This window comes from Sphingobium sp. WTD-1 (assembly GCF_030128825.1).
In the GTDB taxonomy this organism is placed as follows: Bacteria; Pseudomonadota; Alphaproteobacteria; order Sphingomonadales; family Sphingomonadaceae; genus Sphingobium.
In genome coordinates this window covers 4406466-4430821 of record NZ_CP119127.1, presented here as the reverse complement: position 1 = coordinate 4430821, position 24356 = coordinate 4406466, and the positions used below count along the sequence as shown (strand labels likewise).

The window sequence follows — 24356 nt, the reverse complement described above, 5'->3', positions numbered from 1 at the left end:
CTGGCCAAGCGGCCATGGCTCTGCCATGCGCCTACCCATGAATCAGGTCCGCAAGCAACGGATAAGCGACTCCTTCGGCGCGGCTGCCGACCGGTATGACGAACATGCCGGGCCGCAGCGGACGGCCGCAGCTTTGGTCGCCGACATCGCCCAGCGACAGAGTCCAGACGGCGTCGCCCGCATCCTGGAAATCGGTTGCGGCACCGGCCTGCTCACGCGCGACATCCAGACCCGCTGGCCCGGAGCGGAGCTGGTCGCGACCGACATTTCGCCAAAGATGCTTGACCGGGCCGCATCGGCCGGGCTGGTGGCCGGCACCTTCCTCGCGATGGATGGGGAGGCGCCCTCGTTCGAAGGCGAATGGTTCGACCTCATCCTCTCCAGCCTTGCCTTCCAATGGTTTGACGACCTGCCCGCCGCGATCGCGCGGCTGGTGGCGCTGCTCCGCCCCGGCGGCAGCCTCATCTTCTCGACCATGGGGCAGGGCAGCTTTGCCCAATGGCGCGCTGCCCATGCGACCTGCGATCTGACGCCCGGCGTCCCCGCCTATCCCTCGCTCGACGCGCTGCGCGCGATGCTGGCGGCCTATGGCGACGCCTTCGCCTTTGATGAGACCGTCCTGCTGGACGGGCAGGGCGCCCGTGCGCTGACCGGCCATCTCAAGGGCATCGGCGCGGTGGTGCCGGACGAGGGGCGCCGGCCGCTCTCCCCCGCCGCGCTGCGCCGGGTCATGGCCGCCTATGACAAAGCGGGCGGCCGCGACGTCTATCAGTTGCTGATCGGCCGGGTGACGCGCGCGGCCCAGGCATAGGGACCGACCACCGTGCCGACGAAGCCGCCAGCCTCATGGGTGCTGAGGAAGCGGATATCGACATCGCGCGCCAGCACCGCCTCCCGCCCGTCGACGCCATAGGCGAAGCGCGCCGTGCCGCCATCGAAGTCCATCGTCAGGCGGACGGGCTTGGCCGGATCGATCGGCGCGGCAGCGACCAGCCTGTCACGATCGCTGTCCTCGCGCAGCATCAGGGCGACCTGCGGTTTCCCGTCCTTCTGCGTCACGCCGAACAACAGGAAGGAGCGATCGGACTGCACGGCCGCCAGCCCCGCACGATCCCCCTCCGTCTCTGGCCGATAGGTCAGGTCCGTGCTGATGGTCGCGACATGCTGCTGCTGGCGCCGCCCGACAAAGGCCGGGGTGCCGCTGAGGTCGCCCAGCGCGGTCGTGCCGTCCAGCACCAGTCCGCCCGCCTCCAGCCGGTAAAGCGGTGCCTTGGGCGTCCGCAGGCCGATCCAGCCCATGTCGAGCCGCGGTCCGTCGAACCGGTCGCGATAGGCGAAATCGCCGCTGGTCGGCGGCGCATCGGCATCGCGCACGGGCAGGGCCGGGCGTTTCGCCGCATAGGGAATGGCCTTGCCGGCGTCCAATATATGCGGCCAGCCATCGCGCCATGCGACCGGCAGCAGGAAGGTTTCGCGCCCGATATTGTAGAGGTCTGGGCCATAGGGGCGGGTGGCGAGGAAGGTCGCCCACCAGTCGCCCGCCTGCGTCTGCACCAGCTTGGCATGGCCGGCCGATGTCACCGGATGGGGACGGGCCGGGTCCAGGCTGCGCTGGCTCAGGATCGGATTGCCGGCATAGGGGGTGAAGGGGCCGCGCAGGTCGCGGGCGCGGAACACGACTTCGCTATGCTGGTCGCCGGTGCCGCCCTCGGCCGCGATCAGATAATAATATCCCTCGCGCTTCAGCAGATGCGGTCCCTCGATCCAGGAGGGCTTCTGTCTGATGTCGACGCCGCCATTGACGATCTGCGTCGCCGTGCCGGTCATCTTGAGCGCGCGCCAGTCAAATTCCTGCACCCAGATCGCTCGATGCCCCTCATAGCGGGGCGGCTCGGCCGGGGCGCGATTATTGACGATGAAGGCGCGCTCGCCTTCCCAGTAAATCGACGGATCGATCCCCTCGAACGGCAGCCAGTGCGGTTTCGACCACGGCCCGGCCGCGTCCTTTGCCGTCATCACGAAATTGCCACCGCAATCGACGCAGGTGCCGACCAAGTAGAAGAGCCCGTCATGGAAGGAGATGTCGGGCGCGAACATGCCGCGCGAACTGCGCAGGCCGCTGAAATCAAACTGGTCGGGCCGGTCGATCGCGTTGCCGATCTGGCGCCAATGGACCATGTCGGTCGACCGGAAGACCGGTAGTCCCGGATAATGGGCGAAGGAGGAGTTGACGAGATAATAGCTCTCGCCGACCCGCGTGATCGACGGATCGGGATAATAGCCTGACAGGATCGGGTTGCGATAGTCGTTGGGGCCGGCCGTCACCTGTTCCTGCGCGCGCCCCTCATAACGGAAATCGCTGAAGCGGGCGGGGCCTGCCAGGGCTGGGCCGGCGATGGCGGCCAGCAACAGCAAGGCGGCACGACGGGTCTTGCGCATATCCTCTCCTCCCATTTTTGCCGAGCATAGGAGAGGGAAATTGATAGCGCTATCAAAAATTCGGCCCTGCGCGCGCAAACGGGCCTGGATATGTCAACTTCGCTGTCACTATCTATCGTCGGCGCCCGGCCGCGATGAAGGCGATCGGCAGGCCGACCAGGATGCAGTGGGAGAAGAGCTGGTTGCCGATGTTCCAGGCGATCCGGCCGATCGGCAGTGCGCCATAGGCGGCGGGCAGCCACATGGCGGGCCAGCGCCACGGTCGCACGATCCAGTACATGATCGCCCAGAGCAGCAGGCCATCGAGCAGGCCGGCGACGACCGGATGACGGCGCAGGGCAGGGCGCCGCCGCGCGATCAGCATATAGGCGCCCGCCATGCAGGTCATGATCGCAAAATGGACGGCCAGGCCGGCGATCGCCCATAGCCAGGCGGGATCGCCCCGCGCGCGATCGCCCAGCGGGCCGCTCGCGACAAATTGCAGCACCGCATGCGGCGGCGTGCCTGCCATGCCGGCAAAGACGAAGGCGGAAAATATGTCGAGTGTGCCGGCGACCAAGGTCGCCCGGATGATCCTCTCGCGCATGGTGCGCTCCCCATTTTCTCGGGGTGGATCATGGCAGATTGGGATGAATTTGTCCCGCCGGATGCGCTGCACCCGGCGGGACGGAAAGATTTAGAGTTCGCTGTCCATCAGCGCGGGGAAGAAGCCCTCATGCGCGGTGCGCAGCGCGTCGATCGATACGCCCGCCAGGCTGTCGCCACCGACGGTGCCGATCTTGACCGCACCGGCAATCTCGACGCCGGCTGGTGCCGTGACGACATAGCGGCTCTGGTCTTCGCCGAAGGCCGAAGCGGTGGTCAGCGCCACGTCCAGCGTCGCACCGATCTTACCGGCCAGCGCCATTTCCGCGATCGTGACGATCAGGCCACCGTCGGAAATGTCATGCACGGCATTGACCGTGCCCGCCACCACCAGCGCGCGGACGGCGTCGCCGTTGGTGCGCTCGACCGCCAGGTCGACCTTGGGCGCGTCACCCGCTTCGCGGCCGGCAATCTCGCGCAGCCAGATCGACTGGCCCAGATGCGTGCCTTCGCCGCCGACCAGCCAGATCGCGTCGCCTTCATTCTTGAACGCGACGGTCGCCATCACATCGATGTCGGCCAGCAGGCCGATGCCGCCGATCGCCGGGGTCGGCAGGATCGCCGAGCCACCGCCGGTCGCCTTGGATTCATTGTAGAGGCTGACATTGCCCGACACGATCGGGAAGTCGAACGCGCGGCAGGCGTCGCCCATGCCCTCCAGGCAGCCGGTCAGCTGCGCCATGATCTCGGGGCGCTGCGGATTGGCGAAGTTAAGGCAGTTGGTGACGGCCAGCGGGGTCGATCCGACCGCGCTCAGGTTGCGATAGCATTCCGCGATTGCCTGCTTGCCGCCTTCATAGGGGTCGGCATAGCAATAGCGCGGGGTGCAGTCGGTGCTGATGGCAATGCCCTTGCGGCTGCCATGGACGCGGACCACCGCGGCGTCGCCGCCGGGGCGCTGCACCGTGTCTGCGCCGACCATATGGTCATATTGTTCCCAGATCCAGCGACGGCTGGCGATGTCGGGGCTGCCCATCAGCGTGACGAGGTCGGCGCCGATGTCGGCGCTCTCGGCGATCTCGCCCAGCGGCTCGACCTTCGACCAGATCTTATACTCGTCCTTCGGCATCGAGGGACGGTCGTAGAGCGGCGCATCGTCGGCCAGGGGGGCAAGCGGGATGTCGCAGACGATCTCGCCCTTATGCTCCAGCACCATGCGGCCGGTGTCGGTGACATGGCCGATGACGGCGAAGTCGAGTTCCCACTTCCTGAAGATCGCCTCGGCAAAGGCTTCGCGGCCGGGCTTGAGCACCATGAGCATGCGCTCCTGGCTTTCCGACAGCATCATCTCATAGGTGGTCATGCCGGTTTCGCGCTGCGGCACGTCATCCATCTTGAGGTGCAGGCCGACGCCGCCCTTCGACGCCATTTCGACGCTGGAGGAGGTGAGGCCGGCGGCGCCCATGTCCTGGATCGCGACGATCGCGTCCGACGCCATCAGTTCCAGGCACGCCTCGATCAGCAGCTTTTCGGTGAAGGGATCGCCGACCTGGACGGTGGGGCGCTTCTCTTCGCTGTCCTCGCCGAAATCGGCCGATGCCATGGTCGCGCCATGGATGCCGTCGCGGCCGGTCTTGGAACCGACATAGACGATCGGATTGCCGACGCCGCTGGCGGCCGAGTAGAAAATCTTGTCGGTGTCGGCGATGCCCACGGTCATCGCATTGACCAAGATATTGCCGTCATAGGCGGGGTGGAAATTCACCTCGCCGCCCACGGTCGGCACGCCGACGCAATTGCCATAGCCGCCAATGCCATGGACCACGCCGCTGATGAGATGCTTCATCTTGGGATGGTCGGGACGGCCGAAGCGGAGCGCGTTCATGTTGGCCACCGGGCGGGCGCCCATGGTGAACACGTCGCGCAGGATGCCGCCGACGCCGGTCGCGGCGCCCTGATAGGGTTCGATGTAGCTGGGGTGGTTATGGCTTTCCATCTTGAAGATGGCGGCCTGGCCATCGCCGATGTCGACCACACCGGCATTTTCGCCGGGGCCACAGATCACCTGCGGACCCTTGGTGGGCAGCTTCATCAGGTGGATCTTGGAGGATTTGTACGAGCAGTGCTCCGACCACATGACCGAAAAGATCCCGAGTTCCGTCAGGTTCGGCTCGCGGCCGATCGCCTTCAGGACGCGATCATATTCTTCGGGGGACAGACCGTGCTCGGCAACGATCTGCGGGGTGATCTGGGGGGCGCTGCTGGACATGAGCGCGCCTTTAGACGCGTGGCGCGGGATTCACAATGGGGAGGCGGCGGCCAAGTCATGGCCGCCGTCCTTATGCGCTTAGCAACGGCTGTTGCGGTCGATGGCGCGACCCGCCAGCGCACCAGCGCCTGCGCCGACAATGGTACCGGTGGCCCGATCGCCACGGGTGTCGACGGCCCGGCCCAGCAGGGCGCCGGCAACGCCGCCCAGCAGCAGGCCGGTGGTGCCGCCCGACTTGCGGCAGCGATAGTCACCGCGATAGCCGCGACGGTCGGAATAGCGACCATGGTCATAATGGCGGTCGCCCCGGTGCCAGCCGCGGTCATGGCCGCGGGCGAAGGAGGTCGCCGGAACGGCGGTGGCGACGGTTGCGGTCGCCAGGGCCATGGCGATCAGGCTCTTCTTGAAGTTCATGGGTCATCTCCTCGACCTGTTTATCTCTGGTACGAGGCTGTTCTGCCACCGGCTGGCTGGCAACATCCTGAACCGGCACGTTATCTGTCGTTCAGGAAAGGCACCGGGCATGAAAAAAGGGCCGGTTCCTAGGGAAGAACCGGCCCCTGTCGGAAAAAAGACTCAGGCAATGCTGCGATCAGACGTGGCAGGCCTGCGCCGACTTGCCGGGGACGGTGATCGTCACATCGTTGCCCGAACCCTTGACTTCATAACCACCCTCGGCGGTGAAGGGCTGGCCGGCTTCGGCTGCCTTGAGCATGGTGGGCGAACCATTCTTCTCGGTGCGCAGGATCGCGCTCTTGTCGTCGCTCATATAGTCGACGAAGAACAGGCTGTTGTCCTTGCAGCGGAACTGCTTGTTGGCTTTGACCGACGGCGGCAGTTCGACCGGCGCGGCATTGGCCAGCTGGGCAGCCATCGGATCGGCGGGGCCGCCGACGACTTCGGGTTCGTCATTCTTGTTGCAGGCAGACAGCATGGTCAGGCCGGCAACGGCGATGAGGGGGAGATAATATTTCATAGCGGTCCTTTTATGTGCGCTTGCAATATTGTGCGTCAACGCAAAACTGCCCAAATTCCGCCACGCCTGTGCAGCGACGTCATGACGCTTACGTGACAGCGACGGGATTGGCCCACTATTGAGCGGCCTTAGGTCTGCTGCCATGTCATCCGCGCTTGACCCCGTCGACAGGGGCGGTCAATGCAGGCGCATGGCTGAGGAAAATACCCCGCAAAAGGATCTGTCCCAATTGTCGTTCGAGGATGCGCTGCGCGCGCTCGAATCGATCGTTCGCCGGCTGGAAAGCGGCGATGTTCCGCTCGATGAGTCGATCTCGCTCTATGCCCAGGGTGAAGAACTGCGCAAACGCTGCACCGAGCGGCTGCAGGCGGCCGAGGCGCGGATCAGCATGCTGACCGTCGACGCTGGCGGCGCGATCACCGGCGCCCAGCCGTTCGGCGCAGATTGACCCACTGCATGGAACGGAGCGCCGCAGGCGCGCTGGTCGCCGCCCGTGCGGCAACGGTGGCGGCCGATATCGACCGGGCGTTCGATGCGCTGCTGGCGATCCCGGACGATCCGCGCCATCGCCTTTACGAAGCGATGCGCCATGCCGCGATCGGGGGTGGCAAGCGGCTGCGGCCACTGCTGGTGCAGGCGACCTGCGACCTGTTCAACATTTCGCGCGAATCCGCGCTGCGCGTTGGCCTCGCAATCGAATGCATCCATGTCTATTCGCTGGTGCATGACGATCTGCCGGCGATGGACGATGACGATATGCGGCGCGGCAAGCCGACCGTCCACAAGGCGTTCGATGAAGCGACCGCGATCCTGGCCGGTGACTGCCTCCACGATCTCGCCTTCGAAATCCTCGCCGACGAACAGACCCATCCCGATGCCTTCGTCCGTATCGACCTCGTAAAGGCGCTGGCCGTCGCCAGCGGCCCGGCCGGCATGGCGGGCGGGCAGATGATGGACCTGGAGGCGGAAAAGACCCGCTTCGATCTCGCCACCGTCACCCGGCTGCAAAATCTCAAGACCGGCGCGCTGATTGGCTTCTGTGTGGATGCCGCCGCGATCATGGCGCGCATCCCGGTCGATGCGCGCACGGGCCTGCACGGCTATGCCCGCGACATCGGCCTAGCCTTCCAGATCGCCGACGACCTGCTTGATGTGGAGGGCGACGCGGCCCTCGCCGGCAAGGCGCTGGGCAAGGATGCCGCCGCCGGCAAGGAAACCTTCGTCTCGCTCCTGGGGGTAGACCGGGCGCGGGAACAGGGGCGTCTGCTCGTTGAACAGGCCAAGGCGCACCTGCACGGCCATGGCGCGGAGGCGGATTTGCTGCGCGCCATTGCCGACTATATTGTGGAGAGGGACCGCTAGATCATGAGCAAGTCGCGTATCGGTGTCTATCCCGGCACCTTCGATCCCATCACCCTTGGCCATATGGACATCATCCGCCGCGGCGCGAAGCTGGTCGACAAGCTGGTGATCGGCGTCACCACCAACATCAGCAAGTCGCCGATGTTTGCCGACGAGGAACGGCTCGACATGGTTCGCCGCGAGTGCGCGGACATCGACACCGAAATCGTCGTCACCGGCTTCAACTCGCTGCTGATGGACTTTGCCGAATCGCAGGGGGCCAGCGTCATCATCCGGGGTCTGCGCGCCGTCGCCGACTTCGAATATGAATATCAGATGGCGGGGATGAATCAGCAGATCAACAGCCGGGTCGAAACCGTCTTCCTGATGGCCGACGTCTCGTTGCAGCCCATCGCGTCGCGCCTGGTCAAGGAAATCGCCCTCTATGGCGGGCCGATCCACAAGTTCGTCAGCCCCGCCGTGCGCGAGGAGGTGGAGGCGCGGGTTGCTGCGCTCGGCCTCAAGGGGCACAGTTAGGAACGGGTTGTCGCCAATGTTGCCGTCTCGTTTCAGCCCGCGTTCAGTTGCCAATCCCGATCAGGGCGCTATCAGGACGGCTTGACCTTCCCGGGCAAGATCTAAGGAAAGCTTATTCGCATGCGTTTCACTTCCGCGCTCAAGACCGTGGCGATCGGTTTCGCCCTCACCGCGTCCAGCGTGGCCTTCGCCCAGGGTGGCGGCGGTGGCGGCGGCGGTGCCGAGGAAATGAAGAAGGCGGAGACCGCTGCGAAGGCGGAGCAGAATGCCAAGTCGCTGGGCGCACAGCTGACGCCGCAGCTGCCGCCGGCGACCATTCCGGCCGACCCGCAGAATATCTGGGATCTCGACCTGTCGAGCGGCGGCCGCGTGCGCATTCAGCTGCGCCCGGACATCGCCCCCAACCATGTCGAGCGGATCAAGGAACTGACTCGCCAGGGCTTCTACAATGGCCTGAAGTTCCATCGCGTCATCCCCGGCTTCATGGCCCAGGGCGGCGATCCCAAGGGCGACGGCACCGGCGGTTCGACGCTGCCCGACCTCAAGGCCGAGTTCAACCCGATGCCGCATCTGCGCGGCACCCTGTCCATGGCCCGCGCTCAGAGCGAGGACAGCGCCAACAGCCAGTTCTTCATCGTGCTGCTGCCGCGCATGCAACTCGACAAGAAATATACCGTCTTCGGCCGCGTGATCGAAGGCATGCAATATGTCGACGCGATCCATGAGGGCGAGCCGCCGGCCGACCCGACCGTGATCCTGCAGGCCTCGATCGAGAGCGACGGCAAGCCGCCGGTGCTGGCACCGCCGCCCCCGCCGCCGGCGCCTGAACCCGCAGCGCTGCCGTCGAAGAAGCCGGCTGCCCCGGCCAAGAAGCCGGCCCCCAAGAAGAAGTGAGTTTGCGCCCGGAAGGGCCATCGTCATGCGTGTAGACCTGTTCGATTTCGATCTGCCGGCGGAGAATATCGCGCTCCGTCCGGCCAGCCCGCGCGATTCGGCGCGCCTTCTGCTCGTGCCCGGTGATGGCGCGATGGAGGATCGCATCGTGCGCGACCTGCCATCGCTGCTGCGCGCGGGCGATGTGCTGGTCTTCAACGACACCCGCGTCATTCCCGCCCAGCTGGAAGGGATGCGGGGCGAGGCGCGGATCGGCGCGACCCTGCACAAGCGGCTGGGCCTGCGCCAGTGGCAGGCCTTCCTGCGCAATGCCAAGCGGGTGCGTGAAGGCGACCGGATCGATTTCGGTGCGGGCGTGACCGCGATCGCCGGCCCGCGCGACGACGATGGCGGCGTCACCCTCGATTTCGAGGGCGAGGAACCGGTCGAGATCCTGCTGGAACGGGCCGGGCGCATGCCGCTGCCGCCCTATATCGCCAGCAAGCGCGCCACCGACGAGCGTGACCGCAGCGATTACCAGACCATGTTCGCGCGCGAGGATGGCGCGGTCGCTGCCCCAACCGCTGCGCTGCACTTCACGCCCGACCTCACCGCCGCACTGGCGCAGGTCGGCGTGCTGACCGAAACGCTGACCCTGCATGTCGGCGCGGGCACCTTCCTGCCGGTCAAGGCGGACGATACCGACGACCATCGCATGCACGCCGAATGGGGCCGGATAGATCAGGACACGGCCGATCGCCTGAACGCCGTGCGCGCGGCCGGCGGCCGGATCATCGCGGTCGGCACCACCTCGCTGCGCCTGCTCGAAAGCGCGACCGGTGAGGATGGCGTGATCCGCCCCTTCGCCGACGAAACCCGCATCTTCATCACGCCCGGCTACCGCTTCCGCGCGATCGACGGGCTGATGACCAATTTCCACCTGCCCAAATCGACCCTGTTCATGCTGGTAAGCGCCTTGATGGGCACGGAAAAAATGCAGTCCGTGTATAAGCACGCAATCGAGGAAGGTTATCGCTTCTACAGCTATGGGGACAGTTCCCTGCTGCTGCCGGAGTGATAAGGCGGAAGGGTCTTTGAAGCATGATGCCCGGCAATCCGGCGTTATTTACCCGTCTGGCCTCTAGGTTGCCTTCGATTAAGAAAATGGCTCGTTCGACGTCGAGCTGAAATCTGTTGAGATCGTTTTTCCATCGGCTTATTCGCCGGAAGCGGGAACTACTCAATCTAAGTGCTTATGCGAGTACCGGATCGGTTGCTTCTTTTGGCGCGCGGCTTTCACGCCCGGCAATGCCGGCGCTGCCATAGCATCGCTTTGCAGATGGTCCAGCAGATCGTGTAAAGGCCGATCGTCAGGATTTTGAACCACAATGAATTATCGCCATTCGTTCCATGCCGGCAACAGCGCCGATGTCGTGAAGCACAGCCTGTTGATCGCCTTGGTGCGGGCCTTGCAGCAAAAACCAAGCGCGCTCACCCTGATCGACACCCATTCCGGCTGCGGCCTGTACGACCTTGGCGGCAACGATGCCCAGCGCACCGGCGAGGCCACGGGGGGCGTGCTGCGGGCCTTTGCTGATCCGAACCCCTTGCTGGGCGACTACCGTGCCGCCGTACAGGCGGTGAATGTGGGGGAAGAACCGCAGCTTTACCCTGGATCGCCGCATTTTCTGGCGCAGCTTTTGCGTCCGCAGGATTGCCTGATCCTCAATGAAAAGCATCCGGAAGACGCTTACACCCTGCGCGGCGTGATGCGCGGCACGAGCGCGGCCGTACATGAACGCGATGCCTACGAGCTTTGGCTCGCTATGGTGCCGCCTCGCACCGCGCGCGGCGTGGTGGTAGTCGACCCGCCCTATGAGCAGACCGATGAACGCGCGCGCATCACCGCCACCCTCGCCGCCGCTCATCGCAAATGGGCGCATGGGGTGACGGTGATTTGGTTTCCGTTGAAAGACCACGCCACGCATTGGAAGTGGAAGGAGCGCTTGCGTAAGCTCGGCATCCCGAAATTTCTGTGTGTGGAGCATTGGCTATACGATAGCGAGCAACCCGGCATCTATAATGGGGCGGGTCTTTTCATCGTCAATCCACCCTATGCTTTCACGCAGGCGCTGCCGCCATTGCTGGAAGCCTTGCGCGTGGCGTTAGCGCCCGAAGGACATAAGGGCGAGATTATATCCGGCTGGTTGGGCGATTAGGATGGTTCTGGAACATGAGGACGATTATCCTTCTCGCAGGGCTGAACTGGGCGGTTGGAAGGCCTCCGCGATCCGGACATAGACGGCATGATCGTTCTTTCCGGCCGCAAGGTCGAGGTGCAGCGGCACGTCATTGCTGCAGAAGGGGCGACGGCGCAGGCTGATGCCGCCCAAGTTCACAACGGGCGTCGGGTTCCAGCGCTCGCTGGCATGCTATCGGCATTAAGCCGGGATCGCCCAACTGGCCTCGTCGCGATAGTGGCCGGTGACATAGCCGCACGGGGAAATCCGCATCAACGCCTGCGGATCGATGTTCAACTGGTTGCTGTCGATTTCGCTATGGGGGCCGCGCTGGCCGGATGATAGGTGCGGGATCGCGATCAAGGCTGCTCGTCGCAGGTGGTGCGCGCGCATCCGCTACCCATCACGCAGCGTCGGGCGCAGGATCATCAGGACAAACACTGAAATCCTCCGGGCGACGGCGCGACTGTTCATGGCGGGTGGGCGAGAGATGATCACCTCAGCGATAATGACTGTACAAGGAATTGCGCCGGCAAGTTTCTGAAAGAGCTTGCAGGATGGTGGCATGGCAAGCCGGACTGTCGGGCAGGAAACGATCAATGGTCGCCTGCATCGAGCGGTAACCACTAGGGATAATCCCCGAGCTAAGCCGGTGTTTCGCCCGATGGCTCCCGGCCCCCGAAACGGCACATGTTGCCCTCGATAAACTGAGGGGGTCATATGGCCAATCTGGCGGAATTTCTGGATAAGCTGCCCATCCTGCTGGTTGGGCTGCTGATGCTGGCAACCATGATGCTGACGGCGGCAACTGGCTATTTCCTGCGGCGGCGCGTGCGGCTGATGCTGACGCACAAGGGCGCCAAGGAGGAAGGTGGGGCGGAGGGCTATATCGTCTCTGCCGTGATCGGTCTGGTTGCGCTGCTGCTGGGCTTCACCTTCGCACTGGCGGTTGGCCGGTTCGAAACGCGCCGGGCGCTGGTGCTGGATGAAGCCAATGCGATCGGCACCGCTTATCTGCGTGTCCAGGGATTGCCGGAACCGCACCGCACCCGCCTGTCGCAGATATTGGTCAATTACACCAATAATCGTGTCGACCTGGGCGCGGCCAAGCCCGATAAGGCGCCGCCGCTGGTCGTCACCAGTGACCGGCTGCTGGTCGAGCTATGGGCGGGCACGCTGGCGGCGACCGACACGATCGGCAATTCCGCGCTCGCCTCCTCGCTCCATTCGGCGATGAATGACGTGATCGACATGGACAGTGCGCGCAAGGCGGCGCGCAAGGTGCGGGTGCCGGGCGAAGTATTCCTGGCGCTGTGGCTCTATATCGCGGTGACCGCGGGGATGCTGGGCTATGCCCGGTCGGAAACGCAGGGGCGGATGCTGGCGGGCATATTGTTCCTGCTCTTCACTATGTCCTACATGTTGATCATCGACATCGACCGGCCGGCCAACGGCAATATCGTCGAAAGCCAGGGGCCGATGATCGATCTGCGCGAGACGCTGAAGCAGCAGCCGCCCGGCACCTTCGATACCTGGCGCAAGCCGGTCGCTACGCCGGCAACCTAGGCGCGACCAAACGCCACCGCCAATGCGCGCAGCATCGGCGGTGGCGTCTCGCGCAGGGGAATGGCGCGCGGACCATGGAGCAGGCCGAGCGTCCGCCGTTCGCCAAAGTCGCGCAGCGCCGCGCGCGCCATGCCGGGCCATTGATACCCCAGCGGCATCACCGTGACGCCCAGGCCGGCTGCCACCATCTGCATCACCCGCTCGTCATTGGTCGACCGATAGGCGAAATGCGGGCGGATGCCGCGATCGACGAAATAGCGGCTGGTCGCCGACAGCGCCTCGCAATGGCGGCGCACGATCATCGTCTCGCCCGCCAGTTCTTCCGCCGCGATCGCCTCGCGTTCGGCCAGCTGGTGGTCGGCGGGCAGGGCCAGGCCATAGCCTTCCTCGGCCAGTATCCGCGCCGCATAGCGCTCTTCCGCGCCCGGCCGCACCAGGGTCAGCGCCACATCGATCCGCTCGGCATCCAGCCGCCCGAGCAATTCGCGTTCCGACCCCGGAATAAACTCCACCCGTCCGCGCGCCTCGGCCGGGCAGGCGGCGACCGCTGCCGCCACCGGCGCGCCGGCGATGCTGGTCAGCAGGCCGATGCGCAGTGTCTGGATTTCGGCCGTCTGCGCGCCCGCCTGTTCGGCCAGGTTGAACTCGCGCTCGATCCGCCGGGCGTGGCTCAACAGGCGACTGCCGGCCTCGGTCAGTTCGACCCGCTGGTTGCTGCGCAGGAACAAGGGCGCGCCGACCGCCTGTTCCAGCTTGGCGATGCCGACCGACAGGGTCGGTTGCGACACCAGGCAATGTGCCGCCGCACGGGAGAAATTGCCCTGGTCCACGACCGCCAGGAAATAGCGCAGCAGATAGCGTTCGATCATAGATGGAAACTATACACTCCTGCCCGTGGTTTCAATTTTTCCCTTGCCGCGTTCAGGACTAGGGTGCGGCGCAGGAGAGATGCCAATGACCGATTTCGATTTCGCCCTGGGCGAGCATGCGGACATGATCCGCGAAAGCACCGCCCGTTTCGCCGCCGATCATATCGCCCCGCTGGCGGCGCAGATCGACGCCAAGGACTGGTTCCCCCGCGACCTGTGGCCCGCCATGGGCGCGCTCGGCCTGCACGGCATCACCGTGGCCGAGGCCGATGGCGGCCTGGGCCTGGGCTATCTGGAGCATGTGGTGGCGCAGGAGGAAGTGGCGCGGGCCTCGGCCTCCATAGGTCTCAGCTATGGCGCGCACTCAAACCTCTGCGTCAACCAGATCCGCCGCTGGGGCAATGATGCGCAGAAGGCGCGCTATCTGCCCAAGCTGATTTCCGGCGAGCATGTCGGTAGCCTGGCCATGTCGGAGGCTGGCGCCGGGTCCGATGTCGTGTCGATGAAGCTGAAGGCCGAGAAGAAGGGCGATCGCTACGTCCTCAACGGCACGAAATTCTGGATCACCAACGCGACCGAGGCGGACACTTTGGTCGTCTATGCCAAGACCGGTGATGGCTCCAAGGGCATCACCACCTTCCTGATCGAGAAGGGCTATAAGGGTTTCTCGATCGGCCAGAAGATCGACAAGGTCGGCATGCGCGGCAGTCCGACCGCCGAACTGGTGTTCGACGATTGCGAAGTGCCGGAAGAGAATATCATGGGGCCGCTCAACGGCGGCGCGGGCGTGCTGATGTCGGGCCTCGACTATGAACGCACCGTGCTCGCCGGCATCCAGCTCGGCATCATGCAGGCCTGCCTCGACACGGTGCTGCCCTATGTTCGCGAACGCAAGCAGTTCGGCAAGCCGATCGGCGCGTTCCAGCTGATGCAGGCCAAGGTCGCCGACATGTATGTCGCGCTCAACAGTGCGCGCGCCTATGTCTATGCCGTGGCGCGCGCCTGCGACGCGGGAAAGACCACCCGCTTCGACGCGGCCGGCGCCATCCTGCTGGCCAGCGAGAATGCGATGAAGGTCGCGCTGGAGGCGGTGCAGGCGCTGGGCGGCGCGGGCTATACCAAGGACTGGCCGGTCGAACGCTATATGCGCGACGCCAAGCTGCTCGATATCGGCGCCGGCACCAACGAGATTCGCCGGATGCTGATCGGCCGGGAATTAATTGGGGCGTGATTCAGCTCCGCCCCACGAACAGGAAGCCGACCGCCGCCATGATGCAGGCAAAGGCCGCTGCGTGGCGCCAGTGGAGCGGTTCGCCCAGCACCGTCACCATGAAGATGCCGAAGATCACGAGGGCGATGGCTTCCTGCGCGATCTTGAGTTGTCCGGCGGACCAGCCATGGGCAAAGCCGATGCGGTTGGCGGGCACCGCCAGGCAATATTCGACGAAGGCGATTGCCCAGCTGATCAGGATGACCAGCATCAGCGGTTTGTTCATGCCGCCCTTGAGGTGCCAGTACCAGGCGGTGGTCATGAACAGGTTGGAGAGGATGAGGAGAATGATGGTGGGCATATCTGCTCTGTGGCACGCGGACGCCGGGAAGGCGAGGGCATGAGCGCACCGGTGCTGGACAGCAAGCTGTCGCCCGATGGCGAAGGCTTCCGCGCCAATGCTGCGCATAATCGCGCGCTGGCGGAGGAATTGCGTGGTAAGGTTGCCGACGCGGTGCTGGGCGGATCGCCGGCCGCGCGGGACAAGCACACCGGGCGGGGCAAGCTGTTGCCGCGTGATCGCGTCGAACGACTGCTCGATCCAGGCTCGCCTTTCCTTGAGATCGGTCAACTCGCCGCCAACGGCCAATATGGCGACGAGGTGCCGGGCGCCGGCATGATCGCCGGCATCGGCCGGGTGTCGGGGCGCCAGGTGATGATCGCCTGCAACGACGCCACGGTGAAGGGCGGCACTTACTATCCGGTCACGGTGAAGAAGCATCTGCGCGCGCAGGAAATCGCGCTCGAAAACCGGCTGCCCTGCGTCTATCTGGTCGACAGCGGCGGCGCCAACCTGCCCAACCAGGCGGAGGTCTTCCCCGACCGCGACCATTTCGGCCGCATCTTCTATAATCAGGCGAACCTGTCGGCGCGCGGCATTCCGCAGATCGCTTGCGTCATGGGTAGCTGCACCGCCGGCGGCGCCTATGTCCCGGCCATGTCGGACGAGACGGTGATCGTCCGCAACCAGGGCACCATCTTCCTTGCCGGCCCGCCGCTGGTGCAGGCGGCGACGGGCGAGGTCATCAGCGCCGAGGATCTGGGCGGCGGCGACCTGCATGGCCGCAAGTCGGGCGTGGTCGATCATGTCGCGGACAATGACGAGCATGCGCTGTCGATCGTGCGCGACATCGTCTCGACCCTGCAGCCCGATCGCCAGAGCGACCTCAACCTGCGCGACCCGCGCCCGCCCAGGTTCGACCCGGCCGATCTCTATGGCATCATCCCCCAGGATGTGCGCGCGCCCTATGATGTGCGCGAAGTGATCGCGCGGATCGTCGACGGCAGCGAGTTTCACGAGTTCAAGCCGCTCTACGGCACCACGCTCGTCTGCGGCTTCGCCCATATCTGGGGCATGCCGGTGGCGATCCTGGCGAACAATGGCGTGCTGTTCAGCGAAAGCGCGCAGAAGGGCGCCCATTTCATCGAACTGGCCTGCCAGCGGCGCGTGCCCCTGCTGTTCCTCCAGAATATCTCCGGCTTCATGGTCGGCGGCAAATATGAGGCGGAAGGGATCGCCAAGCATGGCGCCAAGCTGGTGACGGCGGTGGCGACGGCACAGGTGCCCAAGGTCACTGTGCTGATCGGCGGCAGCTTCGGCGCGGGCAATTACGGCATGTGCGGCCGCGCCTATCAGCCGCGCTTCCTCTTCACCTGGCCCAATGCCCGCATCAGCGTGATGGGCGGCGAACAGGCGGCCAGCGTGCTGGCGACCGTCCACCGCGACGCCGCCAAATGGACGGCGGAACAGGCGGAAGCCTTCAAGGCGCCGGTGCGCCAGAAATATGAGGATGAAGGCAATCCCTATTTCGCGACCTCGCGCCTGTGGGACGACGGCGTGATCGACCCGGCCCAGACACGGGACGTGCTGGGGCTGGCCTTCGCCGCCGCGCTCAATGCGCCGGTAGACGATCGCGCGCAATTTGGCGTGTTCCGGATGTGATCGGGGTGGAGGCGATGGCGCTCCTTTCATTCCTCCCCGAGCTTGTCTCGGGGAGGGGGACCGCCCGGCGCAGCCGGGTGGTGGAGGGGCAGGCGCGCGTGCGCTGCCGCCAAAATTCCTGTCATGACGGCATCGAGGTCACCCAGCACATCACGAGCCGCAATCCGCAAAGTCGTAATTTCCGCCGCAGCGAACCATGCATCGCGCGCAGCGTCATGGCGCTGCCTGGCGCTGTCGTCATGCCCGCTGCCATCAATCTCGATGGCCAGACGGGCATCCATGCAATAAAAATCGAGAATATAGGCGCCACTTGGATGCTGGCGACGAAATTTCAGGCCACCTGGTCGCTGCCGCAACGTTTGCCACACCAATATTTCGGGCAGGGACATCGTTCGCCGCAACTGCCGCGCGGCTCGCGTCGCGCGCTTTCCTGCCTTGGGCGCCCGGTTTCTCAGCATCGCACCATTACCCCTCCACCATGCTTCGCATGGTCCCCCTCCCCGAGACAAGCTCGGGGAGGAATAACCGGAGATGTCCATGCTTGAATCCCTCCTCATCGCCAATCGTGGCGAAATTGCCTGTCGGTTGATCCGCACCGCGCGGCGGCTGGGTATCCGCACGATCGCGGTTTATTCCGATGCCGATGCCGACGCGCTGCATGTGCGCGAAGCGGACGAGGCGGTGCATATCGGCCCGTCGCCGGTGCGCGAATCCTATCTGGTCGGCGACCGCATCATCGCGACAGCGAAAGCGACAGGGGCGCAGGCGATTCATCCCGGCTATGGCTTCCTGTCGGAAAATGCCGAGTTTGCCCAGGCGGTGATCGACGCGGGGCTGATTTGGGTCGGCCCCAACCCGTCCTCCATCACCGCCATGGGTCTCAAAGATGCGGCCAAGAAGCTGATGCAACAGGCCGGTGTCCCCACCACGCCGGGCTATCTGGGCGAAGACCAGTCGCCTGAGCGGCTGGCGGCGGAGGCGGAGGCGATCGGCTATCCCGTCCTGATCAAGGCGGTGGCCGGCGGCGGCGGCAAGGGCATGCGCAAGGTGGATGACCCTGTCAATTTCGCTGACGCTTTAGCGTCCTGCCGGCGTGAGGCGGCGTCCAGCTTTGGCAACGACCAGGTGCTGCTGGAAAAATGGATCACCAACCCGCGCCATATCGAGGTGCAGGTGTTCGGCGACAAGCATGGCAATGTCGTCCATCTGTTCGAGCGCGACTGTTCGCTCCAGCGCCGCCACCAGAAGGTGATCGAGGAAGCGCCCGCGCCGGGCATGGATGAAGCGACCCGTGCGGCCGTGTGCCAGGCGGCGGTCAATGCGGCCAAGGCGGTCGACTATGTCGGCGCCGGCACGATCGAGTTCATCGCCGACGGTTCGGACGGGCTACGCGCCGACCGCATCTGGTTCATGGAAATGAACACCCGGCTTCAGGTCGAACATCCCGTGACCGAGGAGATTACCGGCCAGGATCTGGTCGAATGGCAGTTGCGGGTCGCGTCGGGCGAACCGCTGCCCCGGACGCAGGAGCAGCTGTCGATCAATGGCTGGGCGATGGAAGCGCGCCTCTATGCCGAGGATCCGGCCAAGGGCTTCCTGCCCTCGATCGGTACGCTCGATACGTTCGAACTGGGCGGCGGTGCGCGCATCGATACCGGCGTCGAGGAAGGGGCAGCCATTTCGCCCTATTATGATCCGATGATCGCCAAGGTCATCGCCCATGGCGACACGCGCGACGCGGCACGGCTGCGGCTGGCGGCGGCGCTTGATGAGACGGTGATCTGGCCGCTGCGCACCAATGCGGGCTTTCTGGTCAAGGCGCTGGAGAATGCGGATTTCGCGGCGGCCCGGCTCGACACTGGCCTGATCGCGCGGGAGGGCGATGCGCTGTTGCCGCCGGCCGATCCGTCCGATGCGGCACTGGCTGATGCGGCTGCGGCGCTGACGCCGGGCGGGGCGCTGGCGGGCTTCCGCCTCAATGCGCCGGTCCGGGCGGAAGCGAATTTCCTGCTGAACGGCCATCCCCATGTCGTGCGCTATGATCCGCGTCTGGGCGACGCACGGCCGCTGGAGGATGTGCTGATTGCCGAGGGTGGGCAGGTCTGGGAAATGACGCCCTGGCGTGTCGCCGGTGGCGCTGGCGGTGCGGCATCCGACGGGGCGATCCTGTCGCCCATGCCCGGCCGCATCATTGCGGTGGCGGTGACGGCCGGACAGGCGGTGACCAAGGGGCAGAAGCTGCTGACGCTCGAAGCGATGAAGATGGAGCATAGCTTGGTCGCGCCGTTCGACGGCGTGGTCGCCGAGTTGAACGCGGCCGAGGGCGGGCAGGTGAGCGAGGGCGTGCTGCTGGCCCGGATCGATCATAGCGAAGGTTGAGCCGATCCGGCTTCATGGAATGATAATTGCACTATTGTGCATATTTATATAGAGGGCGACATATGGCGGGCAGGCATTTCGACGAATGGCAGGTGGGGGACCGGATCGCGCATGAATTGCGCCGCACGGTGACCGAGACCGACAATCTGCTGTTCACCACCATGACCCATAATCCCCAGCCGCTGCATCTGGATGCCGAGGCGGCGAAGGCGTCGGAATTCGGCCAGATCCTGGTCAACGGCACGTTCAGCTTCGCGCTGATGATCGGCCTGTCGGTGGGGGATACCACCATGGGCACGCTGGTCGCGAACCTGGGCTATGACAGGCTGGTCATGCCCAAACCGGTGTTCATCGGCGATACGCTGCGCTGCGAGACGGAAGTCACCGAACTCAAGGAAAGCCGCTCGCGTCCCGAGGCCGGCATCGTCACCTTCACCCATCGCCTGCTCAATCAGCGGGACGAGATTGTCTGCCAGTGCCTGCGCATGGCGTTGCTCAAGAAGAGGTCTGCATGAAACTCCGCTCGCTGCTCTTTGTCCCCGGCGATCGCCCCGAACGGTTCGACAAGGCGGCGGCGAGCGGCGCGGACGCGATCATCCTCGACCTGGAGGATTCGGTCGCACCCGAGCGCAAGGGCTATGCCCGTGAAGCGATCGCCGGCTGGCTGGCGCGCGCGCGCGATTGCACCGCCTTCGTGCGGCTCAATCCGCTGGAGGGCGGGCAAACGGCGGCCGATCTGGCTATCATCCTGCCGGCCGCGCCCGACGGCATCATGCTGCCCAAGGCGGAAGGCGCAGCCAGCATATTGGCGCTCGAAGAGCTGGACGGGGCCGGGCGGCTGCCGCCGATCCTTCCGATCGCCACGGAAACCCCCGCCGCCCTGTTCGAGCTTGGCAGCTATCGCAGTGTTCGTGATCGGCTTGCCGGCCTGACCTGGGGCGCGGAGGATCTGCCCGCGTCGATCGGCGCCACCAGCGCGCGCGAAGCCGATGGCCGCTATACCGCGCCGATCGAGATGGCGCGCAGCCTGACCCTGTTCGCGGCCCATGCTAGCGGCGTTGCGGCGATCGACACGGTCTTCCCCCGGATCGATGCGATGGATGATCTGGCCGCCTATGTCGGCCGGGCGCGACGCGACGGCTTTACCGGCATGATGGCGATCCACCCGGTTCAGGTCGCGGCGATCAATGCCGGTTTCACCCCGACCCAGGCGGAGATCGATCATGCCCGCGCGGTGATCGATGCCTTTGCCGCCAATCCGGGTGCCGGCGTGCTGAAGCTGGACGGGAAGATGATTGATCGCCCGCATCTGGTGCAGGCGCAGCGGGTGCTGGCCGCCATATGAAAAAGGCCCGGCATTGCGGCCGGGCCTTTCATTCACCGTCCCGATTTAGCGGTAACGGCTCTTTTCATAGTTGGTCGACGACCCGGCGCCATAGGTGCCGCGGGTGTCGTCGCGATCGCCGAACAGCGCCTGCTGCTCACGCTCGATGCGCCAGGCATGCTGCGCTTCGTCCGCGCTCTTCTCCAGCGTCACCTTGGTCGCATCGACCGACTTGATCCAGGAGGAGGGGATGGAGTGGTGGACACCGCCGGCATCGCTGTCGCTCTTGGTCAGGATGATGCGGTCGCCGCGCAGCTTGTCGACGGTGCCGACATGCTCGCCATCGCTGCCGACCACTTCCATATGCTCGCGCACCTGCGTCACTGCCTGGCGCTGTTCACCGCGACGGGTGCGCCATGTGCCGAACTCGCTGTTGAAGCGATCGCGATGTTCGCGCTGATATTCGGCATAGTCACGGTCCAGCTCGTCGATCCGCTGCTGGCGCCAGCTATGATAGTTGCTGTCATGATGGGCGCCATAATCCTGCTGTGGGCCAAAGGCATAGTTGCGATAGCCATGGTCTTCGCTGCCATAGCCGCTGCGTTCGCCGCTATAGGGGGTGAAGCCGCGGCCGGGCAGATAGTCGCTGCGCGCGGCCGAGGCATAGCCAAGCCGGCTCGACTGGTCGCGCGGGTCGCCATAGGGGCGGTTATAATATTCGTCATATTCGCGGCGGCGTTCCGCCTCGTCATCGCCGAACCAACTGCGGATCTCGTCGCCGGCCCGGTCGAAGAAGCCGCGCTCATCGGGGTCATAGCCTGAAGGATAGGGGCGGGCGCCCGGCCCGCTGAACTGGCCGCGCATGCCATAGCGATAGGCGCGCTCGTCGCGCGACGCCCTGTACCGATCATTATAACGGTCGTTGCCGCGATCCCAGTCGGTCGAGTAGCGATCATCGCCGCCATAGCGGCGTCCGCCTTGATAACCCATGGTCCGTCTCCTTGTGCTTGTCGGAGGATCGCCCTCCGGTGGTGCGTGCTTGTTGCACCGACAAGCCATCAATGGGTGGCGCGGCCCATCGTTCCGGGCGTTACGGGCGGGAAACGTCGCGCCTTTCAACCGCCCTGTCGAAGGCGGAAAGGGCCGATTTCCGGGGCTCTTGATCGAGATCAGGAAAGGCCGTGATTTTTTGCGCAAAAGACCGTTGCAAGGCGAAAATCCCTCGCCTATAGGCAGCCCACCTTTGGGGCCTTAGCTCAGCTGGGAGAGCGCGTCGTTCGCAATGACGAGGTCAGGGGTTCGATCCCCCTAGGCTCCACCAAAGATCTTGCCGACGGCTTTGCCGGACATGGCATTGACCATCAGGCACGCGGTTCAGGCCGCATCAGGATGGGGCCTTAGCTCAGCTGGGAGAGCGCCTGCATGGCATGCAGGAGGTCAGCGGTTCGATCCCGCTAGGCTCCACCATTTTTCCGGATAGATATGGATCAGGCCGACAGGCGAACGGGTTCGTGCGTCTTAGCCGGTCGCGTCCTGCTGGGCCTCGCGATAGGCGCGGGCGGACAGGCCCATGTTGCGCTGGAAGAAGCGGCTGAAATAGGCCGGGTCGGCAAAGCCGATCGAAAAGCCGATCTCGGCAATCGACAGGTTGGAATAGAGCAGGGCTCGCTGCGCTTCGAGCAGGGCGCGCTGGTCCAGCATCTGCGCCGGCGATCGCCCCGCCATCCGGGCGCAGGCGACGCGCAGCGCGGTCTGGCTGACGCCCAGCGCGGCGGCATGGACCGACACCGGTTCGCGCAGGCGGAAGCGCTGCTCGATCCGTTCGCGCAGTCGCGCCACGATCGATGCATGCGGTCCGGCGCGCGGGGCGGCGTGGACGGCGGCGCTGCGATGGCGCAGTGCCGTCACCAGCAGCGACAGCATCGCCGCATCGACCGCCGCCCGGTGGCCCGGCGCCGACCAGCTGAGTTCGCGCATCAGATCGGCCACCAGCCGCTCGACCGGCGGCAATTGCGCTGCGCCCATCTCGATCGCGTCGGGCCGCTCGAACAGGCCGGCCAGTTCCGCGCCATGGCGGCCAAGATCCTGCAGATAGGCGTCGGCCATGGTGATGACGAAGCCGGCGGTTTCCTCCAGCCATTTGAAGCCATGCACGGCGGTGGCCGGCACCAGCAGGAAGCTGGGCGCGACAAAGCGCAGCTCCGCGCCATCCGCCTCCATCGCGCCGCCGCCCGAGGTGATGAGGAATATATGGCTCAGCTCGCTATGGGCATGCGGTTTGATCGTCCATTCGCTGGGGCGCGAACGATCGTCCAGGGTTTCGACATGGACGAAGCCCTCCGCCACCAGCCTGTGGGGTTCCCCATAAAGGTAGAAGGTCGGAAAGGACTGTTTCGACATCGGGCATGGTCCCGTCGGGATGCGCTGGGGCTGATGAATTGTCCAATTAATAGGCTGGTGCGCCCATGTCCATCGCCGACCATGAGGATAGGGTGGGCGCATCGGACAAACAGGGGCGCCGTCAGCGCGCCCGGATCATGAGAGGATGCGAATGCGCACCAGCATAGCCATTATCGGCGCCGGCCCGGCCGGCATGTTCCTGGCCCATCTGCTCGCGGCGGAGGGCATCGCCGCCGTCGTGCTGGAACGGCGCGACCGGACCTATGTCGAGGGGCGGGTGCGTGCCGGCGTGCTGGAACAGGTGACGATCGACCTGATGCATCGCCTGGGCCTCGGCACCCGGCTCGATCGCGAGGGGCTGGTCCATGGTGGCACCCAGATTTCACTCGACGGTTCGCTGTTCCGCATCGACATGGCGGCGCTGACCGGCGGCAGCGCGGTCACCGTCTATGGCCAGCAGGAGGTGATGCACGACCTGTTCGAGGCGGCGCCGGAACGCGGTGTCGAGATCGTCTGGAATGCGCAGGATGTGGCGCTGGAGGGGCTGGACGGCGATCACCCGGTGGTCCGCTGGCGCCAGGATGGCGTCGCGCAGGAATTGCAATGCGATTATGTCGTCGGCTGCGACGGCTATCATGGCGTCAGCCGCAACAGCATCCCCGCCCATGTGCTGCGCACCTTCGAGCGCGTCTATCCGTTCGGCTGGCTCGGCATCCTCGCGGATGTGCCGCCGGCCGACCATGAACTCATCTACGCCAATCATGAGCGCGGCTTCGCGCTCGCCTCGATGCGCTCGCCCACGCGCAGCCGCTATTATATCCAGTGCGGCCTCGACGAGCAGGTCGAGGACTGGTCCGACGACCGTTTCTGGGACGAGCTTTGCCTGCGCCTTGGCCCCGACGCGGCATCGCGCGTTACCCGCGGGCCGAGCTTCGAGAAGTCGATCGCGCCGCTGCGTTCCTTCGTGTCGGAACCGATGCGCTGGGGCCGGCTTTTCCTGGCCGGCGATGCTGCCCATATCGTGCCGCCGACCGGCGCCAAGGGGCTCAACCTCGCCGCGTCGGACGTCATCATGCTGAGCGAGGCGCTGGTCGACCATTATCGCGGCGGATCGGATGTCGGGCTGGACGGCTATTCCGCCCGCGCTTTGGCCCGCGTGTGGAAGGCGGAGCGCTTCTCCTGGTGGTTCACCTCGATCACCCACCGCTTCCCCGACATGGACGGTTTTGCCCGCCGCATCCAGGCGGCCGAGATCGACTATATTCGCGGGTCGCAGGCGGCGCAGCGCACGCTGGCGGAAAATTATGTCGGCCTTCCGCTGATGGCCGCCTGACGCCTCTGGCCAG

The 24356-nt window shown here is 65.3% G+C and carries 25 protein-coding genes and 2 tRNA genes; 17 read left to right on the top strand and 10 right to left on the bottom strand.

What is annotated here, in order from left to right:
- Nucleotides 1-37: 37 nt before the first annotated feature.
- Complete coding sequence (locus N6H05_RS22015; RefSeq protein ID WP_284111696.1) at nt 38-811, top strand: methyltransferase domain-containing protein; 774 nt, start codon at nt 38-40, stop codon at nt 809-811.
- On the opposite strand, the gene N6H05_RS22010 is transcribed toward N6H05_RS22015, so the two are convergent.
- The 5 genes from N6H05_RS22010 to N6H05_RS21990 form a co-directional block, all read right to left on the bottom strand.
- The gene (locus tag N6H05_RS22010; protein WP_284111695.1) at nt 769-2439 is read right to left on the bottom strand and encodes a glycoside hydrolase family 43 protein; all 1671 of its coding nucleotides are present in this window, start codon (nt 2437-2439) and stop codon (nt 769-771) included. The two genes, N6H05_RS22015 and N6H05_RS22010, sit on opposite strands and share 43 nt — an antisense overlap.
- A 112-nt stretch (nt 2440-2551) precedes the next feature.
- Entirely contained in the window at nt 2552-3025 is a 474-nt protein-coding gene (locus N6H05_RS22005) for a hypothetical protein (protein ID WP_284111694.1), read from the bottom strand.
- 90 nt (nt 3026-3115) lie between these two features.
- Nucleotides 3116-5293 (bottom strand): phosphoribosylformylglycinamidine synthase subunit PurL, encoded by a 2178-nt coding sequence (purL, locus tag N6H05_RS22000; protein WP_284111693.1) that lies wholly within the window; start codon nt 5291-5293, stop codon nt 3116-3118.
- 78 nt (nt 5294-5371) lie between these two features.
- Nucleotides 5372-5707 carry a glycine zipper 2TM domain-containing protein gene (locus N6H05_RS21995; protein WP_284111692.1) on the bottom strand — a complete coding sequence of 112 codons (336 nt, stop codon included), beginning with the start codon at nt 5705-5707 and terminating at the stop codon, nt 5372-5374.
- 178 nt (nt 5708-5885) lie between these two features.
- A complete protein-coding gene (locus N6H05_RS21990; RefSeq protein WP_284111691.1) occupies nt 5886-6269 on the bottom strand; it encodes a hypothetical protein in 384 nt (127 codons plus the stop codon).
- Nucleotides 6270-6459: 190 nt separating this feature from the next.
- Between N6H05_RS21990 and N6H05_RS21985 the strand changes: the two genes are divergently transcribed.
- The 8 genes from N6H05_RS21985 to N6H05_RS21950 all read left to right on the top strand — a co-directional run bounded on the left by N6H05_RS21985 (nt 6460) and on the right by N6H05_RS21950 (nt 12826).
- Entirely contained in the window at nt 6460-6717 is a 258-nt protein-coding gene (locus tag N6H05_RS21985) for an exodeoxyribonuclease VII small subunit (protein ID WP_284111689.1), read from the top strand.
- Between the two features lie 8 nt (nt 6718-6725).
- The gene (locus N6H05_RS21980) at nt 6726-7631 is read left to right on the top strand and encodes a polyprenyl synthetase family protein (protein WP_037510117.1); all 906 of its coding nucleotides are present in this window, start codon (nt 6726-6728) and stop codon (nt 7629-7631) included.
- 3 nt (nt 7632-7634) lie between these two features.
- Nucleotides 7635-8147 (top strand): pantetheine-phosphate adenylyltransferase, encoded by a 513-nt coding sequence (gene coaD / locus N6H05_RS21975; RefSeq protein ID WP_284111688.1) that lies wholly within the window; start codon nt 7635-7637, stop codon nt 8145-8147.
- A gap of 120 nt (nt 8148-8267) precedes the next feature.
- A complete protein-coding gene (locus N6H05_RS21970) occupies nt 8268-9041 on the top strand; it encodes a peptidylprolyl isomerase (protein ID WP_004211219.1) in 774 nt (257 codons plus the stop codon).
- 25 nt (nt 9042-9066) lie between these two features.
- Nucleotides 9067-10098 carry a tRNA preQ1(34) S-adenosylmethionine ribosyltransferase-isomerase QueA gene (gene queA / locus N6H05_RS21965; RefSeq protein ID WP_284111686.1) on the top strand — a complete coding sequence of 344 codons (1032 nt, stop codon included), beginning with the start codon at nt 9067-9069 and terminating at the stop codon, nt 10096-10098.
- 310 nt (nt 10099-10408) lie between these two features.
- A complete protein-coding gene (locus N6H05_RS21960) occupies nt 10409-11239 on the top strand; it encodes a 23S rRNA (adenine(2030)-N(6))-methyltransferase RlmJ (RefSeq protein WP_284111685.1) in 831 nt (276 codons plus the stop codon).
- A gap of 87 nt (nt 11240-11326) precedes the next feature.
- Nucleotides 11327-11602, top strand: a complete 276-nt coding sequence (locus N6H05_RS21955) for a hypothetical protein (RefSeq protein ID WP_284111684.1) — start codon at nt 11327-11329, stop codon at nt 11600-11602.
- Between the two features lie 378 nt (nt 11603-11980).
- On the top strand, nt 11981-12826 hold the full coding sequence (locus N6H05_RS21950; RefSeq protein WP_284111683.1) for a bestrophin-like domain: 846 nt from the start codon (nt 11981-11983) through the stop codon (nt 12824-12826).
- Here N6H05_RS21950 and N6H05_RS21945 read toward each other — a convergent pair.
- Complete coding sequence (locus N6H05_RS21945) at nt 12823-13695, bottom strand: LysR family transcriptional regulator (protein ID WP_284111682.1); 873 nt, start codon at nt 13693-13695, stop codon at nt 12823-12825. The two genes, N6H05_RS21950 and N6H05_RS21945, sit on opposite strands and share 4 nt — an antisense overlap.
- Before the next feature lie 85 nt (nt 13696-13780).
- On the opposite strand from N6H05_RS21945, the gene N6H05_RS21940 reads away from it, so the two are divergent.
- The gene (locus tag N6H05_RS21940) at nt 13781-14926 is read left to right on the top strand and encodes an isovaleryl-CoA dehydrogenase (protein WP_284111681.1); all 1146 of its coding nucleotides are present in this window, start codon (nt 13781-13783) and stop codon (nt 14924-14926) included.
- A gap of 1 nt (nt 14927) precedes the next feature.
- Here the strand turns inward: N6H05_RS21940 and N6H05_RS21935 are convergent, their stop codons facing one another.
- Entirely contained in the window at nt 14928-15266 is a 339-nt protein-coding gene (locus N6H05_RS21935) for a DMT family protein (protein ID WP_004211232.1), read from the bottom strand.
- 39 nt (nt 15267-15305) lie between these two features.
- Here N6H05_RS21935 and N6H05_RS21930 point away from each other — a divergent pair, with 39 nt between their 5' ends.
- Nucleotides 15306-16907 (top strand): carboxyl transferase domain-containing protein, encoded by a 1602-nt coding sequence (locus N6H05_RS21930; RefSeq protein WP_284111680.1) that lies wholly within the window; start codon nt 15306-15308, stop codon nt 16905-16907.
- Between the two features lie 26 nt (nt 16908-16933).
- On the opposite strand, the gene N6H05_RS21925 is transcribed toward N6H05_RS21930, so the two are convergent.
- Nucleotides 16934-17296 (bottom strand): endonuclease domain-containing protein, encoded by a 363-nt coding sequence (locus N6H05_RS21925; RefSeq protein WP_284111679.1) that lies wholly within the window; start codon nt 17294-17296, stop codon nt 16934-16936.
- Nucleotides 17297-17444: 148 nt separating this feature from the next.
- Between N6H05_RS21925 and N6H05_RS21920 the strand changes: the two genes are divergently transcribed.
- From N6H05_RS21920 to N6H05_RS21910, 3 genes are all read left to right on the top strand, one after another.
- A complete protein-coding gene (locus N6H05_RS21920) occupies nt 17445-19286 on the top strand; it encodes an acetyl/propionyl/methylcrotonyl-CoA carboxylase subunit alpha (protein WP_284111678.1) in 1842 nt (613 codons plus the stop codon).
- Between the two features lie 62 nt (nt 19287-19348).
- Nucleotides 19349-19801, top strand: a complete 453-nt coding sequence (locus tag N6H05_RS21915; RefSeq protein ID WP_017499873.1) for a MaoC family dehydratase — start codon at nt 19349-19351, stop codon at nt 19799-19801.
- Nucleotides 19798-20631: an HpcH/HpaI aldolase/citrate lyase family protein gene (locus tag N6H05_RS21910; protein WP_284111676.1), complete on the top strand. Its 834-nt coding sequence runs from the start codon at nt 19798-19800 to the stop codon at nt 20629-20631. Before N6H05_RS21915 ends, N6H05_RS21910 begins: the two co-directional genes overlap by 4 nt.
- A 45-nt stretch (nt 20632-20676) precedes the next feature.
- Here N6H05_RS21910 and N6H05_RS21905 read toward each other — a convergent pair whose 3' ends face one another.
- Nucleotides 20677-21600, bottom strand: coding sequence for a DUF2171 domain-containing protein (locus N6H05_RS21905; protein WP_284111675.1), 924 nt, complete (start codon nt 21598-21600; stop codon nt 20677-20679).
- Nucleotides 21601-21855: 255 nt separating this feature from the next.
- On the opposite strand from N6H05_RS21905, the gene N6H05_RS21900 reads away from it, so the two are divergent.
- Both N6H05_RS21900 and N6H05_RS21895 read left to right on the top strand, forming a co-directional pair.
- Nucleotides 21856-21931: transfer RNA gene (locus N6H05_RS21900), tRNA-Ala, on the top strand.
- A 70-nt stretch (nt 21932-22001) separates the two neighbouring features.
- Nucleotides 22002-22077, top strand: a tRNA-Ala gene (locus N6H05_RS21895).
- Nucleotides 22078-22128: 51 nt separating this feature from the next.
- Here the strand turns inward: N6H05_RS21895 and N6H05_RS21890 are convergent.
- Entirely contained in the window at nt 22129-23010 is an 882-nt protein-coding gene (locus N6H05_RS21890; protein WP_284111674.1) for a helix-turn-helix domain-containing protein, read from the bottom strand.
- Nucleotides 23011-23161: 151 nt separating this feature from the next.
- Between N6H05_RS21890 and pobA the strand changes: the two genes are divergently transcribed.
- Nucleotides 23162-24343, top strand: coding sequence for a 4-hydroxybenzoate 3-monooxygenase (gene pobA, locus N6H05_RS21885; protein ID WP_284111673.1), 1182 nt, complete (start codon nt 23162-23164; stop codon nt 24341-24343).
- Nucleotides 24344-24356: the final 13 nt, after the last annotated feature.

What these genes read in the sequence shown, in the direction of transcription:
- N6H05_RS22015 (WP_284111696.1), top strand. Translation starts at nt 38, where the DNA reads ATGAATCAGGTCCGCAAGCAACGGATAAGCGACTCCTTCGGCGCGGCT.
- N6H05_RS22010 (WP_284111695.1), bottom strand. Translation starts at nt 2,439, where the DNA reads ATGCGCAAGACCCGTCGTGCCGCCTTGCTGTTGCTGGCCGCCATCGCC.
- N6H05_RS22005 (WP_284111694.1), bottom strand. Translation starts at nt 3,025, where the DNA reads ATGCGCGAGAGGATCATCCGGGCGACCTTGGTCGCCGGCACACTCGAC.
- purL (WP_284111693.1), bottom strand. Translation starts at nt 5,293, where the DNA reads ATGTCCAGCAGCGCCCCCCAGATCACCCCGCAGATCGTTGCCGAGCAC.
- N6H05_RS21995 (WP_284111692.1), bottom strand. Translation starts at nt 5,707, where the DNA reads ATGAACTTCAAGAAGAGCCTGATCGCCATGGCCCTGGCGACCGCAACC.
- N6H05_RS21990 (WP_284111691.1), bottom strand. Translation starts at nt 6,269, where the DNA reads ATGAAATATTATCTCCCCCTCATCGCCGTTGCCGGCCTGACCATGCTG.
- N6H05_RS21985 (WP_284111689.1), top strand. Translation starts at nt 6,460, where the DNA reads ATGGCTGAGGAAAATACCCCGCAAAAGGATCTGTCCCAATTGTCGTTC.
- N6H05_RS21980 (WP_037510117.1), top strand. Translation starts at nt 6,726, where the DNA reads ATGGAACGGAGCGCCGCAGGCGCGCTGGTCGCCGCCCGTGCGGCAACG.
- coaD (WP_284111688.1), top strand. Translation starts at nt 7,635, where the DNA reads ATGAGCAAGTCGCGTATCGGTGTCTATCCCGGCACCTTCGATCCCATC.
- N6H05_RS21970 (WP_004211219.1), top strand. Translation starts at nt 8,268, where the DNA reads ATGCGTTTCACTTCCGCGCTCAAGACCGTGGCGATCGGTTTCGCCCTC.
- queA (WP_284111686.1), top strand. Translation starts at nt 9,067, where the DNA reads ATGCGTGTAGACCTGTTCGATTTCGATCTGCCGGCGGAGAATATCGCG.
- N6H05_RS21960 (WP_284111685.1), top strand. Translation starts at nt 10,409, where the DNA reads ATGAATTATCGCCATTCGTTCCATGCCGGCAACAGCGCCGATGTCGTG.
- N6H05_RS21955 (WP_284111684.1), top strand. Translation starts at nt 11,327, where the DNA reads ATGATCGTTCTTTCCGGCCGCAAGGTCGAGGTGCAGCGGCACGTCATT.
- N6H05_RS21950 (WP_284111683.1), top strand. Translation starts at nt 11,981, where the DNA reads ATGGCCAATCTGGCGGAATTTCTGGATAAGCTGCCCATCCTGCTGGTT.
- N6H05_RS21945 (WP_284111682.1), bottom strand. Translation starts at nt 13,695, where the DNA reads ATGATCGAACGCTATCTGCTGCGCTATTTCCTGGCGGTCGTGGACCAG.
- N6H05_RS21940 (WP_284111681.1), top strand. Translation starts at nt 13,781, where the DNA reads ATGACCGATTTCGATTTCGCCCTGGGCGAGCATGCGGACATGATCCGC.
- N6H05_RS21935 (WP_004211232.1), bottom strand. Translation starts at nt 15,266, where the DNA reads ATGCCCACCATCATTCTCCTCATCCTCTCCAACCTGTTCATGACCACC.
- N6H05_RS21930 (WP_284111680.1), top strand. Translation starts at nt 15,306, where the DNA reads ATGAGCGCACCGGTGCTGGACAGCAAGCTGTCGCCCGATGGCGAAGGC.
- N6H05_RS21925 (WP_284111679.1), bottom strand. Translation starts at nt 17,296, where the DNA reads ATGTCCCTGCCCGAAATATTGGTGTGGCAAACGTTGCGGCAGCGACCA.
- N6H05_RS21920 (WP_284111678.1), top strand. Translation starts at nt 17,445, where the DNA reads ATGCTTGAATCCCTCCTCATCGCCAATCGTGGCGAAATTGCCTGTCGG.
- N6H05_RS21915 (WP_017499873.1), top strand. Translation starts at nt 19,349, where the DNA reads ATGGCGGGCAGGCATTTCGACGAATGGCAGGTGGGGGACCGGATCGCG.
- N6H05_RS21910 (WP_284111676.1), top strand. Translation starts at nt 19,798, where the DNA reads ATGAAACTCCGCTCGCTGCTCTTTGTCCCCGGCGATCGCCCCGAACGG.
- N6H05_RS21905 (WP_284111675.1), bottom strand. Translation starts at nt 21,600, where the DNA reads ATGGGTTATCAAGGCGGACGCCGCTATGGCGGCGATGATCGCTACTCG.
- N6H05_RS21890 (WP_284111674.1), bottom strand. Translation starts at nt 23,010, where the DNA reads ATGTCGAAACAGTCCTTTCCGACCTTCTACCTTTATGGGGAACCCCAC.
- pobA (WP_284111673.1), top strand. Translation starts at nt 23,162, where the DNA reads ATGCGCACCAGCATAGCCATTATCGGCGCCGGCCCGGCCGGCATGTTC.